Source organism: Brevundimonas sp. 357, from assembly GCF_003938605.1.
Classification (GTDB): domain Bacteria; phylum Pseudomonadota; class Alphaproteobacteria; order Caulobacterales; family Caulobacteraceae; genus Brevundimonas.
In genome coordinates this window covers 1-13,796 of the sequence record NZ_RHWX01000023.1, presented here as the reverse complement: position 1 = coordinate 13,796, position 13,796 = coordinate 1, and the positions used below count along the sequence as shown (strand labels likewise).

Genomic DNA, 13,796 nt, shown 5'->3' with positions numbered 1-13,796 from the left:
TGATACTGGATACTCCATGAAAAAGCGTCACAGAGCCACGCTGGAACTGATCTTCGCCCGCCCGGTCAACGGTTCGATCCGCTGGGCCGACATAGAGGCGCTATTTGTAGCTCTCGGTGCGGAAGTCAGCGAGCGGGAAGGTTCGCGCGTCGGCGTGTTCCTGTTCGGCGAAGTGCGCGTCTTTCATCGCCCGCATCCGTCACCGGATACGGACAAAGGTGCGGTTGCCAGCATCCGTAAATGGCTGGACGAACACGGAGTAAAGCCATGAACAATGTCGTTGAAATCAATGGTGAGAAGGCGGTCATCGCTTTCGATCCCGAGATTCAGATGCTGCGCGGCGAGTTTGTCGGCCTGAATGGTGGGGCCGACTTCTATGCCGAGAGCGTCCACGATCTGATTGAGGAAGGCCGCAAGTCGCTGGCCGTGTATCTCGAAATGTGCCGGGAGAAGGGCATCGAGCCGCGTCGGAAGTTCTCTGGCAAGTTCAATGTCCGCCTCACGCCTGACGACCATGCCGCTGCAGTCATTGCCGCAGCAGCATCGGGCAAGAGCCTGAATGAATGGATCGTCGGGACGATCCGGGAGGCCGCTGAATAGCGGCCCCGTTCGGTTCGACCGGATTGAAAGGAGACATCGCCATGACCGCTTCCACCGTGCCCCTGCGCGCCGCCCTTTACCTGCGCGTTTCGACGGCGCGGCAGGCCGAGCATGATGTTTCCATTCCCGACCAGAAGCGGCAGGGCGAAGCCTATTGCGAGGCGCGGGGTCTGCAACTGGTCGAAACGTTCATCGAACCCGGCGCATCGGCCACCAATGACCGCCGCCCCGAGTTCCAGCGCATGATCGAGGCCGGAACGTCCAAGCCCGCGCCCTTCGATGTTGTCGTGGTCCATTCGTTCAGCCGGTTCTTCCGGGATCACTTCGAGCTTGAGTTCTATGTCCGCAAGCTGGCGAAGAACGGTGTGAAGCTGGTCTCGATAACTCAGGAAATGGGGGATGACCCCATGCACGTCATGATGCGGCAGATCATGGCGCTGTTCGATGAATACCAGTCCAAGGAAAACGCCAAGCACGTCATGCGGGCTTTGAAGGAAAATGCCCGGCAAGGCTTCTGGAACGGCTCGCTTCCCCCTATCGGCTATCGCACCGTCGCCGCCGAGCAGCGCGGAGCCAAGACCAAGAAGAAGCTCGAAATCGACCCGCTCCACGCCGACACGGTGCGGCTGATCTATCGCCTTGCGCTGGAAGGTGACGGCACCACCGGCCAGATGGGCGTCAAGAACATCGTCTCCTACCTCAACAGCCGCCGTATCTTCACCCGCGACGGCGGGCGTTGGGGCATTGGGCAGGTTCACCGCATCCTGACCCGTCGCACCTATATGGGCGAGCATGAGTTCAACAAGCGCTCCAAAACCAAGGAATTGAAGCCGGTCAGCGAGATCGTGACTGTTCCGGTCCCGCCCATTATCGACAAAGATACGTTCGAGGCGGTTCAGAAGCTGCTGAAGGCCCGCAATCCCAAGGTCATGCCCGCCCGCGTCATCAGCGGCCCGACCATGCTGACCGGCCTGATCCATTGCGCCAAGTGTGGCGGGGCCATGACCATTCGCACCGGCAAGGGCGGGCGGTATCGTTACTACGCTTGTTCGATGAAGGCGCGACAGGGACCGACCGCCTGCGAGGGCATGGCCGTGCCGATGGAGAAGCTGGACGATCTGGTCGTCAATCACCTTGAGAAACAGCTACTTCAACCTGAGCGGCTGGAAACCGTCCTTGCCGCCGCACTCGACCGGAGGGAAGAACACGCCGAGCGCCGCCGCGAGCATATCGCCGAGTTGAACAAACGCTCAGCCGAATCGGAATTGCGCCTCAAACGGCTCTATGACGCCATCGAGGCAGGTGTTGCCGATCTGGACGACCCGGCGCTGAAAGATCGTATCGACGGCCTCAAGGCCATCCGCGATCAGGCCAAGGCCGATGCTGACCGGGCGCAGGCCATGCTCCAGAACACAGGACAGAAGGCGGTGACGCCGCAGATGCTGCGCAAGTTCGCCACAACCGCCCGCGAGCGTATCCGGCTGGAAAGCGGCGGCTATCGCCGTGACCACCTTCGCGCGCTCGCACAGCGCGTCGAGGTCGCGGAGGGCGAGGTTCGCATCATGGGATCGAAGACCCGGCTGCTACAGACGCTTGTGGCGGGAAGTGGCGTAAACTCAGTGCCCACTCAAGGACTGAAGTGGCGGACAGAGAGGGATTCGAACCCTCGATAGAGTTGCCCCTATACACGCGTTCCAGGCGTGCGCCTTCAACCACTCGGCCACCTGTCCATTCCACCTGAAGCCCGGATGCGTCCGGGGCGGAGCCGTCGGGAGCGGACCGACGGGAGGGGCTGATTAGAGCATGACGTCCCCATGGGCAAGCGCCCTTGAAGCCTCCATATAGGCGAAGACGCTGTTTTCGCGGAGTTCGCGCCATGTTGTTGAAGAAGAATGCTGAACTGCCCACGCTTGAGACGGCTCTACCGGGCCGGGCCGAGGCGCTGGCGACCGATGAGACCCACTTCGTCCTGGGCCATGCGCTGAAGGGGCCGCATCCGGCGGGGATGCAGACGGCCGTGTTCGGCATGGGCTGTTTCTGGGGCGTGGAGCGGGTGTTCTGGCAGTTGCCGGGCGTGTGGGTCACCTCGGTGGGCTATGCGGGCGGGATCACGCCCAACCCGACCTATGAGGAGGTCTGCTCGGGCCGCACCGGCCATACGGAGGTGGTGCAGGTGGTGTTCGATCCGGCCGTGATCACCTACGGCGACCTGCTGAAGGCCTTCTGGGAGAACCATGACCCGACGCAGGGCATGCGCCAGGGCAACGACCAGGGCACGCAGTATCGCTCGGCCATCTATACGTTGAACGAGGCGCAGCAGGCGGAGGCGCTGGCCTCGCGCGACTCCTATCAGGCGGCGCTGAACGCGGCGGGGCGCGGGGCGATCACGACTGAGATCGAACCGGCCGGGCCCTATTACTTCGCAGAGGGCTATCACCAGGGCTATCTGGCCAAGAATCCGGCGGGCTATTGCGGCATCGGCGGGACGGGCGTGGTCTGCCCGATCGGCCTGGGCGTCGGGGCCTAGGATGGACCGCGCGGGCGTGGGCAAGGCCTGCCTGGCCTTGCCGGGGGCGACGATGGATCACCCGTTCGGGCCGGGCCATGACGCCTATAAGGTCGGCGGCAAGATGTTCGCCATCATCGGGGCCGAGGGCGGACTGTCGTTCAAGGTCTCCGACATCGCCTATGAAGTGCTGACCGAGGAGGGGCGGGCGGCGCCTGCCCCCTATCTGGCGCGGGCGAAGTGGGTGCATCTGACCGATCCGGGCGCGTGGCCGGATGATGAACTGGCCGATCATCTGAAGTCGGCCCACGCCCTGATCGCCGCCAAGCTGACGAAGAAGGCGCGGGCCGAACTGGGGCTTTAGGCGGCGGCGTTCCGCGACCGGAACCACAGGTAGAGAATTCCCACGGGCGCGATGAAGACCCACAGGAAGAAGTTCACCAGCACCTTCAGGAACATCAGGATGACGGCGTTCATGAAGAAGACGGTCTCGCCCATCATCACCCGCTTGATCTCGTCCCAGACCAGCTTGGAGAAGGGAAACAGCAGGGCGCCGACGCCGAACACGGCCAGGGTCACGGCGCGGTCATGCAGGGGCTTGGCGCCGTCCAGCGACAGCACCATCCAGATCATGAAGGCCATGAAGGCGGCGCTGAGCACATAGGCGCGGATCAAATCGCCCGGCTGCACCGAGCCGAAGATGCGTTTGATGAAATTCATGTCGGAGGGAGGCTCTCTTACCGGGTCTTGGTCTTCTGTTCGGCGATCCAGCGGTCCATGCGCGCGTCCAGCAGGGCCAGCGGCAGGGCGCCGTCGACCAGCAGGGCGTCGTGGAAGGTCCGCACGTCGAAGCGGTCGCCCAGTTCGCGTTCGGCCTTCTGGCGGATTTCACGCAGGCGGATTTCGCCGATCTTATAGGCCGTGGCCTGGCCGGGATCGCCGATGTAGCGCTGCAGTTCGGTCTCGATGTTGTGCGCGGACAGGGCCGAGTTGTCGCGGAAGCAGGCGCGGGCCTGTTCCTCGCTCCAGCCCAGCCAGTGCAGGCCGGTGTCGGCCACCAGACGACAGGCGCGCCACATCTCATAGCTGAGGCGGCCGAACCGCTCATAAGGCGTGCGATAGATGCCCATTTCCTCGCCCAGGAACTCGGAATAGAGGCCCCAGCCTTCGCTGAAGGCCGTGACCGAGGCGTCGCGGCGGTAATAGGGCTGGTCCGCGGCTTCCTGCTGCAGGGCGATCTGCAGGTGGTGGCCGGGCACGGCTTCGTGCACCGTCAGGGCGGGCAGTTCATACAGGGGCCGCTGGTCCAGCTTGCCGGTGTTGACGATGTAGCCCCCGGCCACGCCCGTCGCCATCGAGCCTGAGTTGTAACGGCCGGTGGTGTAGGTCTCTTCCATCTCCATCGGCACCGGGCGCACGCCATAGGGCAGGCGCGGCAGGGTGGCGAACAGGGACGGCAGCCGGTCATCCGAGCGTTTGGCGATCTCTGACGCCTTCTCCAGCAGCTCCTCGCGCGTCTTGGCGTAGAACTGCGGGTCGGTGCGCAGGAAGGTCAGGAAGCCGGCGAAGTCGCCGGTCCAGCCTGCGGCGCGCATCTCCGTCTCCATGCGGGCGCGGATGCGGGCGACTTCCTGCTGGCCGATCTCATGCACCTGATCGGGCGTCAGGTCGGTGGTGGTGTGGCTGCGGACCAGGAAGGCGTACAGGTCGCGGCCGCCGGGGCGGTGGACCAGGCCCGGCTCCTGCGGGGCCTTGGGCGCGTACTCGTCGCGCAGCAGGTCGCGCCAGGCGGTGCGGCGAGCGGTGATCGGTCCCTCGACCAGGGCGCGGGCGCGGGCGCGGAACTGCTCCTGCTGGGCGGCGGGGATGGTGGCGGGCAGGGCGTTGAACGGACGCAGCAGGACGTCGCCCGCCTCGCCCGGTTTCAGGTCGCGCTCGGCCTGGGCCAGGGCGCTGTCGACGACTGAACGGGCCTGGATCAGGCCGGTGTCCAGCCCGCGTCGGGTGTTGGCGATCCCGGCGTCGTAATAGGCGGGCGCGGCCTCCAGACGCTTCAGCCAGGCCTCGGCGTCGGCGGCCGTGGCGATGCGCGCAGCGGGCGCCAGATAGGCCAGAAGCTGGCCGGGACCGCCTTCGGAATCAAAGGCCAGACGCGACGGATCCAGTTCGATCCGCTCCAGTTCGCGGCCGATCAGATAGCCGACGAAGGCGTGGTTCAGGCGGTGGGCTTCGTCCAGCGCGGCCGGGTCGATGGCGTCCAGCCGCGCCTTCAGGGCGTTCAGCGGGGTGCGACGGGCCAGCTCGCCCGCACGGCTGGCGTCGGGCAGGCGCGACAGGGCGGCGCGGTCGCCGTCCATGCCCGAGCCGATCGGGTCGTTCTGACGCAGATAGGCTTCGTAATCGACCAGCAGGGCGTCCAGCGCGGCGGCGGTCGACGACTGGCCTTGAACGACGGCGGCCTGGGCCGGCAGGGCGGCGGCGCCCGCAAGGCCCGACAGGCCGATACCGGCGGCGAGAAGAAGATGACGCATGAACTAAAGCCCTCCCAAGAACTGTCGGGGAGGGGAGCGGACGTCACCGCTGCGGTCAAGCCTTCAGCGGCACAACGCCAGGAAACGCGCCGCGCGGTCTTCCGAACCCGGCTGGGCGGCCATCATCGCGCGCTGGTCCCCGTTCCACACCGCCAGCCAGCCGACGCGACGAAACTGCAGGAAGACGGGGTGGGAGGCGGGCGCCATGGCGACCAGGTGGACGCCGTCGTGCATGTCGGCCGCCTCGACGCGAGCGGGAAAGGTTTCGGTGTCGCCGCCCGACTCCAGGATGATGGCGCGACGGTTCGGCGCCTGATCGGCGGCCAGGGACAGGCCGATCTTGCCCGAGCCGGGCGCGCACATGAGGCTGAGCGGCACGTCGTCGGACTGGGCCAGCCCATAGGACAGGCGCGGCTCGTCCGGGTCTTCGTTCAGGAACCAGTCGTAGCCGGCGACGGGCAAGGGCGCGCCGGTCGTGTTTAGCGGGGCGATACTGGGAGCGCAGGCGCCCAGGGTGCTCATGGTGATGAAGGCGGCGGCGGTCAGCCAGCGGGCAGGGCGCATCCTCGTCCTTATCCGGTGCACAGTTCGGCGAAGCGGCGCAGCTTGGACAGATTCGCCCGATCGATCTCGATGGCGGTCGCCTGATCGCCGAGGGCGAGGGTCAGGCGGCCTGAGGCCAGGAAGGCGGCGAAGACGGGATGGTCGGCGCGCAGCGTCGCCTCCAGCCGTCCGCGTCGCGCGCGGGCCTCGACCTCGGCCGAGGCGCCGCCGGAGCGGATGACGGCGAAGCCGTCGGCGCCGGGCGCGTCATGGAAGGCCAGGCGAACGACGCTGGAGCCGGGCGCGCATTCCAGGGTGGTGCGCAGGCGCGGCGTATCGGGAATCTCATTGGCCAGGACCAGCGGTCCGTCGCCGCTGTAGAGGGTCCAGGTCCAGCCCTCGGACGCGCGGGCGGACCGGGCGGGCGATGCGGCCTGGGGCCGCTCTGCGGGCGGATGCGCCCCGGTCTGAGGGGCCGTCTGCACGGCCAGGGAGAGCAACGTGGCCTGAACCAGGCCGAGCATTGAGGTCATGTTTCAGCCCCCGCTGAGGAAGACGGGGGACTGTGGTCAGGCATGTCCCGAAGCGCAATAGCTAAGAAACCCCTGGACCATTCGCCGCTCCGCGCGGGTGGCGGTCAGCTGGCGGTCCCCGGCCTCGGTCTGGACCGTCATGCGGCCGCCGCGCGCCAGGCCGGTCAGGGCCGCGTCGCCGAGCGGCAGACGCGCCTCGAAGGCCTCGCCGTTCGACAGCGGGTCGATGGGCTGCGGCTCGTGCGAGGCCAGGATCAGGCCCGCGCTGCGCGGCTGGACGTCGCCATAGACCACGGCGGCGCCGTCGCCCGGCGCGCAGGTCAGCATCAGGGCCAACTGGTCCGAATCCGGCAGGCCATAGGCCAGTTTGGCCATCGGCCCCTCGTGCAGCATATGCCAGCCGGCGACGGCCTCGGCGCCGGTGCGGGACGAGGACGGAACATGGGTCGCCGCATGGGCCGCGACCGCGGCCAGGCCCACGACGGCCAGGATGGGAAAGACGGTTTTACGCATGACAAGTTCACTCGCGTTCGACAGATCAAACGCGGGTCGCTTGTTAACGGTTCACGGCTCCGCTGGATCGCGCGCGATTCAGTGATGCGGTGCGGCCGGAATCACACGTTTCGGTGAACGCGGGTCAGAAGGGGCTGAAGCGCTCGACCAGGGACTGGGCGGCGGGCGTCGCCTGCATCCGGCTGATGTCGCCGCGCCCGCCGTAGCTGATGCGCGCTTCGGCGATCTGGCTGTGGCGGATGGTGTTGGCGCTGGAGATGTCCTCGGGTCGGACGATGCCGGCGACGGTCAGCTCGCGCACCTCGCGGTTGGTGCGCACTTCTTGCCGACCCTGGATGACCAGGTTGCCGTTGGGCATGACGGCGGTGACGACGGCGGCGACCGTCAGGTTCACCCGCTCCGAGCGGTTGACGCTGCCCGAACCGTTGGCGTTCACCGCCCCTTCCGTGCCGATCATGTTGGCGGCGTCGAAGCCGCCGGGGAAGGCGCGGCCCAGGCTGTTCTCCAGCCCGAAGAAGTTGGTGACGCCGCCCGAGGCGCTGTTGGTGCGGTTGCGCTGGGTGGTGTTCTGGGTCTGGGCGCGGTCGTTAATGTCGATGGAGACGGTCAGGATGTCGCCGACGCGGCGCGCCCGCTGGTCGCCGAAGAAGCTGCGCGCGCCCGTGCGCCACAGGCTGTTGGCGCTGGCCGAGGTCGGCTCGGGCAGATAGGCCTGCTCGACCGGGACCAGGGCGGCCGGATAGCCGATGGGGGCCAGTTCCGGCCCCTTCACCGCCTCGATGGCGGTGGAGCAGGCGGCCAGGCTCAGGGCGGACAAGGACAGGGCGACGACGGTGATGGGGCGCATGATGGAACTCTCGCTCAACGGGTGGCGAACTGTTGCGGGTTGCGGCGGGCGATCTGGGCGGCGGGACCGGCGACGGCCCGGCCGGGGGCCACGGCCACGGCGTCGATGGTGCGGTTGGACTGGACGTTCAGGATCGGCACGGCCTCGCCGGCCGAGGCGTTGCGGGTCGCCTTGCCGGTGACGGTCAGCTCGACGCCGTCGTTGATATAGGCGACCTCGACCATGTCGTTGCGGGCGATGACCTGAGGCGAGGCCAGGTCGCGCGGACCGACGGGCGAGCCGGCGCGCAGGGCGCGCTTGGCCTGAAGGCCGATCACCGCCTCGGCGTCCTGGGGGCCGCCTGCGGGGGCCAGGTGCGACTGGACCGAGGCCCAGACCACGTCTTCGGGCTGGATCACGTCGCCGGCGGCCAGGCTGCGGGCGTAGGTCAGAACCTCGACGCTGGATCCCGCTCGGGCGGGCGCGCCGACGCTGGCGGCGGCGGGTCGGGCGGAGGCTTCTGCAGGCAAAACGCCGCTAGAAAGGGCGCCGCCTTCGCGCACCACAATGCGGCGCAGGCCCGCCGGATTGCTCCACTCCAGCCCGGCGCGGCGCGCGGCGATCTGGACCTGCGAGGCCTCCAGCACGGCGGTGCCGCCGGCGCGACGGCCGACCACGACGTTCGAGGCGGCGCCCGCGTCGTCGAACAGCTCGCCCAGGGTGATGCGGCCGTCGTCGTCGACCGGATCGGGCAGCAGATTGACCGGCCCGGCCCATGCGGGGGCGGCGAATGCGGCGACGGCGGCGGCGAGGATCAGGGCGCGCTTCATGGCTCAGACCTTCCCTTCAGCTCTTCACCTGGGCCGAGACGGACAGCATCTCATCGGCGGTGGTGATGACCTTGGAGTTCATCTCATAGGCGCGCTGGGCGACGATCAGGGCGGTGATCTCGCTGACCGCGTCGACGTTCGACGCCTCGGTGTAGTGTTGCAGCAGATTGCCGTAGCCGACGTCGCCGGGCGCCCCGACCGTGGCCGGGCCGGACGCCGCCGTTTCCAGCAGCAGGTTGTCGCCGATGGCTTCCAGCCCCGCCTCGTTGAAGAAGGTGGCCAGTTCCAGCTGGCCCACGACCTGCGGCTCGGTCTGGCCGGCGGTGGTCACCTGAACCTGACCCGACTTGGAGATAGAGACGTCCAGGGCGTCCTGCGGAATGGCGATGGCCGGTTCGACCGCATAGCCGTCGTCCGTCACAAGCTGGCCTTCGCCGTTGACGGTGAAGTTGCCCGCGCGGGTATAGGCCAGCTCGCCCGAGGGCAGGGTGATCTGGAAGTAGCCCTTGCCCTGAATGGCGATGTCGTAGGTGTTGCCGGTGCGGTTGGGGCTGCCCTGTTCGGTGATGCGATAAACGCTGCCCGCCTTGACGCCCGAGCCGATCTGGATGCCGGTCGGCACCACGGTGCCCTGCGACGAGGACTGGGCCCCCATACGCTCGACGTTCTGGTACAGCAGATCCTGGAACTCGGCCCGCTGACGCTTGAAGCCGACCGTGTTCATGTTGGCGATGTTGTTGGAGATGACCTCCACGTTCAGCTGCTGGGCGGCCATGCCGGTGGCGGCGGTGCGAAGCGCGCGCATGTCTCAGCTCTCCCTTACGAAACCCGGCCCAGCCGCTCGACGGAGCGGCGTGACAGGTCGTTGGCGTTTTCGATCATCTTGGTCACGCGCTCATAGGCGCGGCTGATCTCGATGAGGTTGGTGATTTCCACGAGGGTGTTGACGTTCGAGCCTTCCAGCATCCCCTGGCGGACCTGGGCGTCGGTGGCGTCCATCGGCTGGGCGTTGGAGGCGTTGCGGTACAGGCCGTCGCCGGATTTTTGCAGCACCGACAGGGCGTCGAAGCGCACCACGGTCAGGCGGCCGACGGGTTGGCCTTCCTGGCTGATCGTGCCGTCGTGGCCGACGCTGGCGGGGCCGCGTTGCGGGTCCAGAACGATCTCGGCGCCGTCGGCCATGACCGGCAGGCCCTGCTTGGTCGTCAGTCGCCCGTCCGGGTCGGTCACGAAGGCGCCGTCGCGGGTATAGGCGGGGCCGTTCGGCGTCTGCACGGTGAAGAAGGCGCCTTCGCCCTCGATACCGAAGTCCAGCTCGCGGCCGGTCTGCTTCAGCGTGCCCTGGCCGAAATCGCGACCCACGCCCTTGTCCAGCACGAAGCTGGCCGAGGGGCGGATATTGTCGTTGCGGGCGCGCTGACCCACTTCGGTCCCGACCATCAGCTGTTCGACCTTGAAGCCGGTGGTGTCGGCGTTGGCGACGTTGTTGGCCACGATGTCCAACTCGCGGCGAAGCGTCATCTGACGAGACAGTCCGATATAGGCGGCGTTTTCCACGAGCGGGCTCCTTTCGCCGTTTCCCGTCGCAACGACCGTGCCAACAGGGTTAACGCCCGTGGAATGGGGGTTTGAGCGGTTTCATCCCCTGCGGCGCCCGGCAGGATTTGCCGATTGTAAACGCCTCGTTAACCAAAACAGGGCCACACCCGGCATGTGAGGATCGGGGCGGCTTACGCATGCTGAAACTGAAGCTGGGCAAGAAGAAGAGCGAAGCGCCGACCGGCGACGACGCGAACCTGCCCGCCGTGAGCGACGGCGCGCCCGGCGCCGAGGGCGAGGACGGCGAAGCCGCGCCCGCCAAGAAGAAGATCCCCCTGCTGTTCATCATCATCCCGGCGGCCCTGGTGATGCTGGGCGGCGGCGGGGCGACGGCCTTCCTGCTGATGAAGCCTAAATCCGCCGAGGCGGCGGGCGATCATGCCGCTCCGGCCAAGGAAGAGAAGAAAGAGAAGAAGGAAGGCGGTGGCCACGGGGGCGGCGCCAAGGAAGGCGAGGCGGCCGAGGGCGCGGGCAAGATCGCGGCCGGTCCCGACGGCGTGACCTTCTACACCCTGCCCGACATGATCGTGAATATTCAGTCGGCTGACGGACGCCCGACCTATCTGAAGTTGCGCCTGACGCTGGAGACGAAGGACGCCGCCGTCGCCTCGCATCTTCAGGCCGAGGCCCCGCGCATGCAGGACATGTTCCAGGGCTTCCTGCGCGAACTGCGGCCCGAGGATCTGGCCGGGTCGGCCGGGTCGTATCAGCTGCGCGCCGAGATCCTGCGCCGGGTCAATCTGATCGCCGCGCCGGGCAAGGTGGACGCCGTGCTGATCGAAGAAATGCTGGTCCAGTAGTCATGACCGACGCCCTGGCCCCCGAGACGGAACTGGACCCCTTCGGCGGAGAGGTCGATCTGGGCGCAGCCCTGTCCGAGCGGGTGCTGAACCAGGACGAGATCGACAGCCTGCTGGGCTTCGACATGGGCGGCGGCGACGACGCCGAACGCAGCGGCATCCGCGCCATCATCAACTCGGCCCTGGTCTCCTACGAGCGCCTGCCGATGCTTGAGATCGTCTTCGATCGCCTGGTGCGGTTGATGACGACCAGCCTTCGCAACTTCACCTCCGACAATGTCGAGGTCAGCCTCGACACCATCAGCTCGATCCGCTTCGGCGACTATCTGAACTCCATCCCGCTTCCGGCCATTCTGGCGGTGTTCCGGGCCGAGGAGCTGGACAACTACGGCCTGCTGACGGTCGATTCCAACCTGATCTATTCGATCGTCGACGTCCTGCTGGGCGGGCGGCGCGGCACGGCGGCCCTGCGGATCGAGGGGCGGCCCTACACCACCATCGAGCGGGTGTTGGTGCAGCGCATGGTCGAGGTCATCCTGAACGACGCCCGCCAGGCGTTCGAGCCCCTGACCCCCGTCCACTTCAACCTGGACCGGCTGGAGACCAATCCGCGCTTCGCCGCCATCGCGCGCCCGGCCAACGCCGCCATCCTGGTCAAGCTGCGCATCGACATGGAAGATCGCGGCGGCCGGGTCGAGCTTCTGCTGCCCTATTCGACGCTCGAACCGATCCGCAAGATGCTGCTGCAGCAGTTCATGGGCGAGAAGTTCGGTCGCGACAACATCTGGGAAGGCCACCTGGCCACCGAGCTCTGGACCACCGAGACCGAGGTGCGCTGCGTGCTGGACGAGCAGCAGATGCCCCTGTCCAAGGTGCTGGACCTGAAGGTCGGCGACACCCTGATGCTGAACGTCACGCCTGAGTCCGAAGTGTCGGTGCGGGCGGGCTCCATCCCGCTGACCACCGGTCGCATGGGCCGCAAGGGCCAGCACATCGCCGTCCGCGTCGAAGGCCCCATCAGCACCGACGCCGCCGCCCGCCTCGCCAGGGAGAACAGCTGACATGACCGGCATCATCCTCGACTCCATCCTCATGCTGCTGCTGGTCGCGGCCATCGGCTACGGCATCAAGCTGGAGCGCAAGCTCAAGACCCTGCGCGAGGGGCAGTTGGCCTTCGCCGCCGCCGTGACCGAGTTGAACAGCGCCGCCGGGCGCGCCGAACAGGCGCTGGCCACCCTGCGCGCCTCGGGCCAGGAGACGGATTTGCTGCACGACCGCATCATCAAGGCCCGCGCGGTTAAGCAGGAGCTGGAGGTGCTGATCGCCCGCGCGCCTGCCCGCCCGAGCGACAGCCGCATCGAGACGCGCGACGACGAACGCCGCGCCGCCGCTCGTGCGCCGGTCAGTGCGGAGCCGATGGTCGAACCCGAACCCGCCCGCGCCTCTTCGGTCGCGCCCTTGCTGGACGACGAGGCCCGCGCGCGTCGCATGGCCTCGCTGATGGAGCGCATCGAGGGCGCTCGCGCCGTCATGAAGGCGCCGTCGCCGAAGCCCGCGCCGGCGCCGGAGCGCGCCTCGCCGGTGATGCAGGCCCTGGCCGCTAACCATGCTGCGCAACAGAGCCTAAACCGCGCCCGCCGTAGTCTGGACGACGACCTGTTCGCTGCCTGATGTCAGCCCCTATGTCCCAGGCGCGAAGCATCTTTTTTGCCCTATGTCCGACGCGCGGCGCCGGACGACTTGAGGGCGCCTTTCCTGAGTTTGATCGATGAGCAAGCTGCCCCGCCTTCTGCCCCTGATCGCCGTCGCCATCGGCGGCGTCGTGGCCGTGCGCGCCGCGGGCGTGGCGCCGGAACTGTTTCAAGGCGCCACCGCCTGGGCTCAGGAAGCGGTCGCGGGGGAGGGCGAGGCGGCCAAGCCTGAGGCTAAACCCGCTGCCGTCTGCGCCCTGACGCCGGAGCAACTGGCTCAGCAGGCGGGCATTTCCCCGGCTGAACTTCGGATCATCCAGTCCCTGTCCAAGCGCCGCGACGCGCTGGACGCGCGCGACGCCGACTTCGCCACCACCCTGCCGCTGATGGTCGCCGCCGAGCAGAAGCTGGACGCCAAGCTGCAGGCGCTGGAGGCTCTCAAGGGCGAGATCGGCGCCTTGGTCGGTCAGGTGGACGAGAAGGAAAAGGCCGAGGCCGACCGTCTGGTCGCCGTCTATTCCGCCATGCGGCCCAAGGAGGCGGCGGCCGTCTTCGCCACCCTGGACGACAGCGTGCGCCTGCCGGTCGCCTCGGCCATGCGTCCGCGCACCCTGGCCGCCATCATGGCCCAGATGCAGCCCGCCGCCGCGCGCGAACTGACCGAAAAGCTGGCCAGGCGCTTCCAGGCCCAGCAGTACGCCGCCCGCGCCGCCGCCGCTTCGGCTCCGACCGAAGCCGCGCCCGCCCCGACGCCCGCCGCCCAACCGGCGGCCCAGCCCGCCGCTGCGCCCGCGCCCGCGCCGACCCGTGCGGCTCAGCAGACC

18 protein-coding genes and 1 tRNA gene are annotated in these 13,796 nt (G+C 67.7%); 9 read left to right on the top strand and 10 right to left on the bottom strand.

What is annotated here, in order from left to right; all coding sequences use genetic code 11:
• Positions 1-16: 16 nt before the first annotated feature.
• The 3 genes from EGK63_RS15715 to EGK63_RS15705 are packed head-to-tail and all read left to right on the top strand — an operon-like array spanning position 17 to position 2,273.
• Entirely contained in the window at positions 17-271 is a 255-nt protein-coding gene (locus tag EGK63_RS15715) for a type II toxin-antitoxin system HicA family toxin (RefSeq protein ID WP_072294780.1), read from the top strand.
• Entirely contained in the window at positions 268-600 is a 333-nt protein-coding gene (locus EGK63_RS15710; RefSeq protein WP_012090880.1) for a type II toxin-antitoxin system HicB family antitoxin, read from the top strand. Before EGK63_RS15715 ends, EGK63_RS15710 begins: the two co-directional genes overlap by 4 nt.
• A gap of 41 nt (positions 601-641) precedes the next feature.
• Positions 642-2,273: a recombinase family protein gene (locus EGK63_RS15705; protein WP_125902252.1), complete on the top strand. Its 1,632-nt coding sequence runs from the start codon at positions 642-644 to the stop codon at positions 2,271-2,273.
• Here EGK63_RS15705 and EGK63_RS15700 read toward each other — a convergent pair.
• A tRNA-Ser gene (locus tag EGK63_RS15700) sits at positions 2,241-2,330 on the bottom strand. The genes EGK63_RS15705 and EGK63_RS15700 overlap by 33 nt on opposite strands.
• Positions 2,331-2,476: 146 nt before the next feature.
• Here EGK63_RS15700 and msrA point away from each other — a divergent pair.
• Both msrA and EGK63_RS15690 read left to right on the top strand, forming a co-directional pair.
• Positions 2,477-3,127 (top strand): peptide-methionine (S)-S-oxide reductase MsrA, encoded by a 651-nt coding sequence (gene msrA, locus EGK63_RS15695; RefSeq protein ID WP_125902251.1) that lies wholly within the window; start codon positions 2,477-2,479, stop codon positions 3,125-3,127.
• A gap of 1 nt (position 3,128) precedes the next feature.
• Positions 3,129-3,470, top strand: coding sequence for an MmcQ/YjbR family DNA-binding protein (locus tag EGK63_RS15690; RefSeq protein WP_125902250.1), 342 nt, complete (start codon positions 3,129-3,131; stop codon positions 3,468-3,470).
• Here the strand turns inward: EGK63_RS15690 and EGK63_RS15685 are convergent.
• From EGK63_RS15685 to flgF, 9 genes are all read right to left on the bottom strand, one after another.
• Complete coding sequence (locus EGK63_RS15685) at positions 3,467-3,826, bottom strand: hypothetical protein (protein ID WP_125902249.1); 360 nt, start codon at positions 3,824-3,826, stop codon at positions 3,467-3,469. The two genes, EGK63_RS15690 and EGK63_RS15685, sit on opposite strands and share 4 nt — an antisense overlap.
• Before the next feature lie 17 nt (positions 3,827-3,843).
• Positions 3,844-5,637 carry a DUF885 family protein gene (locus EGK63_RS15680; protein WP_125902248.1) on the bottom strand — a complete coding sequence of 598 codons (1,794 nt, stop codon included), beginning with the start codon at positions 5,635-5,637 and terminating at the stop codon, positions 3,844-3,846.
• 63 nt (positions 5,638-5,700) lie between these two features.
• Positions 5,701-6,201, bottom strand: coding sequence for a hypothetical protein (locus EGK63_RS15675; protein WP_125902247.1), 501 nt, complete (start codon positions 6,199-6,201; stop codon positions 5,701-5,703).
• Between the two features lie 8 nt (positions 6,202-6,209).
• The gene (locus EGK63_RS15670) at positions 6,210-6,713 is read right to left on the bottom strand and encodes a hypothetical protein (RefSeq protein ID WP_125902246.1); all 504 of its coding nucleotides are present in this window, start codon (positions 6,711-6,713) and stop codon (positions 6,210-6,212) included.
• Positions 6,714-6,749: 36 nt separating this feature from the next.
• Positions 6,750-7,226, bottom strand: coding sequence for a hypothetical protein (locus EGK63_RS15665; RefSeq protein WP_125902245.1), 477 nt, complete (start codon positions 7,224-7,226; stop codon positions 6,750-6,752).
• Positions 7,227-7,350: 124 nt separating this feature from the next.
• Positions 7,351-8,073, bottom strand: coding sequence for a flagellar basal body L-ring protein FlgH (flgH, locus tag EGK63_RS15660; protein WP_125902244.1), 723 nt, complete (start codon positions 8,071-8,073; stop codon positions 7,351-7,353).
• Positions 8,074-8,087: 14 nt separating this feature from the next.
• Entirely contained in the window at positions 8,088-8,882 is a 795-nt protein-coding gene (gene flgA / locus EGK63_RS15655) for a flagellar basal body P-ring formation chaperone FlgA (protein WP_125902243.1), read from the bottom strand.
• 16 nt (positions 8,883-8,898) lie between these two features.
• The gene (gene flgG, locus EGK63_RS15650; protein WP_046651706.1) at positions 8,899-9,687 is read right to left on the bottom strand and encodes a flagellar basal-body rod protein FlgG; all 789 of its coding nucleotides are present in this window, start codon (positions 9,685-9,687) and stop codon (positions 8,899-8,901) included.
• A 14-nt stretch (positions 9,688-9,701) separates the two neighbouring features.
• Entirely contained in the window at positions 9,702-10,439 is a 738-nt protein-coding gene (gene flgF, locus EGK63_RS15645) for a flagellar basal-body rod protein FlgF (RefSeq protein ID WP_125902242.1), read from the bottom strand.
• A 179-nt stretch (positions 10,440-10,618) separates the two neighbouring features.
• On the opposite strand from flgF, the gene EGK63_RS15640 reads away from it, so the two are divergent.
• The 4 genes from EGK63_RS15640 to EGK63_RS15625 all read left to right on the top strand — a co-directional run.
• Positions 10,619-11,281, top strand: a complete 663-nt coding sequence (locus EGK63_RS15640) for a flagellar basal body-associated FliL family protein (RefSeq protein ID WP_125902241.1) — start codon at positions 10,619-10,621, stop codon at positions 11,279-11,281.
• Between the two features lie 2 nt (positions 11,282-11,283).
• Entirely contained in the window at positions 11,284-12,342 is a 1,059-nt protein-coding gene (gene fliM, locus EGK63_RS15635; RefSeq protein ID WP_003163662.1) for a flagellar motor switch protein FliM, read from the top strand.
• A gap of 1 nt (position 12,343) precedes the next feature.
• Positions 12,344-12,952, top strand: a complete 609-nt coding sequence (locus EGK63_RS15630) for a DUF6468 domain-containing protein (protein ID WP_125902240.1) — start codon at positions 12,344-12,346, stop codon at positions 12,950-12,952.
• Positions 12,953-13,049: 97 nt separating this feature from the next.
• A partial coding sequence (locus EGK63_RS15625) for a MotE family protein (protein ID WP_125902239.1) occupies positions 13,050-13,796 on the top strand: 747 nt, incomplete at its 3' end.

Coding starts and splice junctions, on each gene's coding strand:
- EGK63_RS15705 (WP_125902252.1), top strand. CDS start 642: ATGACCGCTTCCACCGTGCCCCTGCGCGCCGCCCTTTACCTGCGCGTT.
- EGK63_RS15675 (WP_125902247.1), bottom strand. CDS start 6,201: ATGCGCCCTGCCCGCTGGCTGACCGCCGCCGCCTTCATCACCATGAGC.
- EGK63_RS15665 (WP_125902245.1), bottom strand. CDS start 7,226: ATGCGTAAAACCGTCTTTCCCATCCTGGCCGTCGTGGGCCTGGCCGCG.
- fliM (WP_003163662.1), top strand. CDS start 11,284: ATGACCGACGCCCTGGCCCCCGAGACGGAACTGGACCCCTTCGGCGGA.
- EGK63_RS15670 (WP_125902246.1), bottom strand. CDS start 6,713: ATGACCTCAATGCTCGGCCTGGTTCAGGCCACGTTGCTCTCCCTGGCC.
- EGK63_RS15680 (WP_125902248.1), bottom strand. CDS start 5,637: ATGCGTCATCTTCTTCTCGCCGCCGGTATCGGCCTGTCGGGCCTTGCG.
- EGK63_RS15630 (WP_125902240.1), top strand. CDS start 12,344: ATGACCGGCATCATCCTCGACTCCATCCTCATGCTGCTGCTGGTCGCG.
- flgA (WP_125902243.1), bottom strand. CDS start 8,882: ATGAAGCGCGCCCTGATCCTCGCCGCCGCCGTCGCCGCATTCGCCGCC.
- EGK63_RS15690 (WP_125902250.1), top strand. CDS start 3,129: ATGGACCGCGCGGGCGTGGGCAAGGCCTGCCTGGCCTTGCCGGGGGCG.
- EGK63_RS15640 (WP_125902241.1), top strand. CDS start 10,619: ATGCTGAAACTGAAGCTGGGCAAGAAGAAGAGCGAAGCGCCGACCGGC.
- EGK63_RS15710 (WP_012090880.1), top strand. CDS start 268: ATGAACAATGTCGTTGAAATCAATGGTGAGAAGGCGGTCATCGCTTTC.
- flgG (WP_046651706.1), bottom strand. CDS start 9,687: ATGCGCGCGCTTCGCACCGCCGCCACCGGCATGGCCGCCCAGCAGCTG.
- EGK63_RS15685 (WP_125902249.1), bottom strand. CDS start 3,826: ATGAATTTCATCAAACGCATCTTCGGCTCGGTGCAGCCGGGCGATTTG.
- EGK63_RS15715 (WP_072294780.1), top strand. CDS start 17: ATGAAAAAGCGTCACAGAGCCACGCTGGAACTGATCTTCGCCCGCCCG.
- flgH (WP_125902244.1), bottom strand. CDS start 8,073: ATGCGCCCCATCACCGTCGTCGCCCTGTCCTTGTCCGCCCTGAGCCTG.
- msrA (WP_125902251.1), top strand. CDS start 2,477: ATGTTGTTGAAGAAGAATGCTGAACTGCCCACGCTTGAGACGGCTCTA.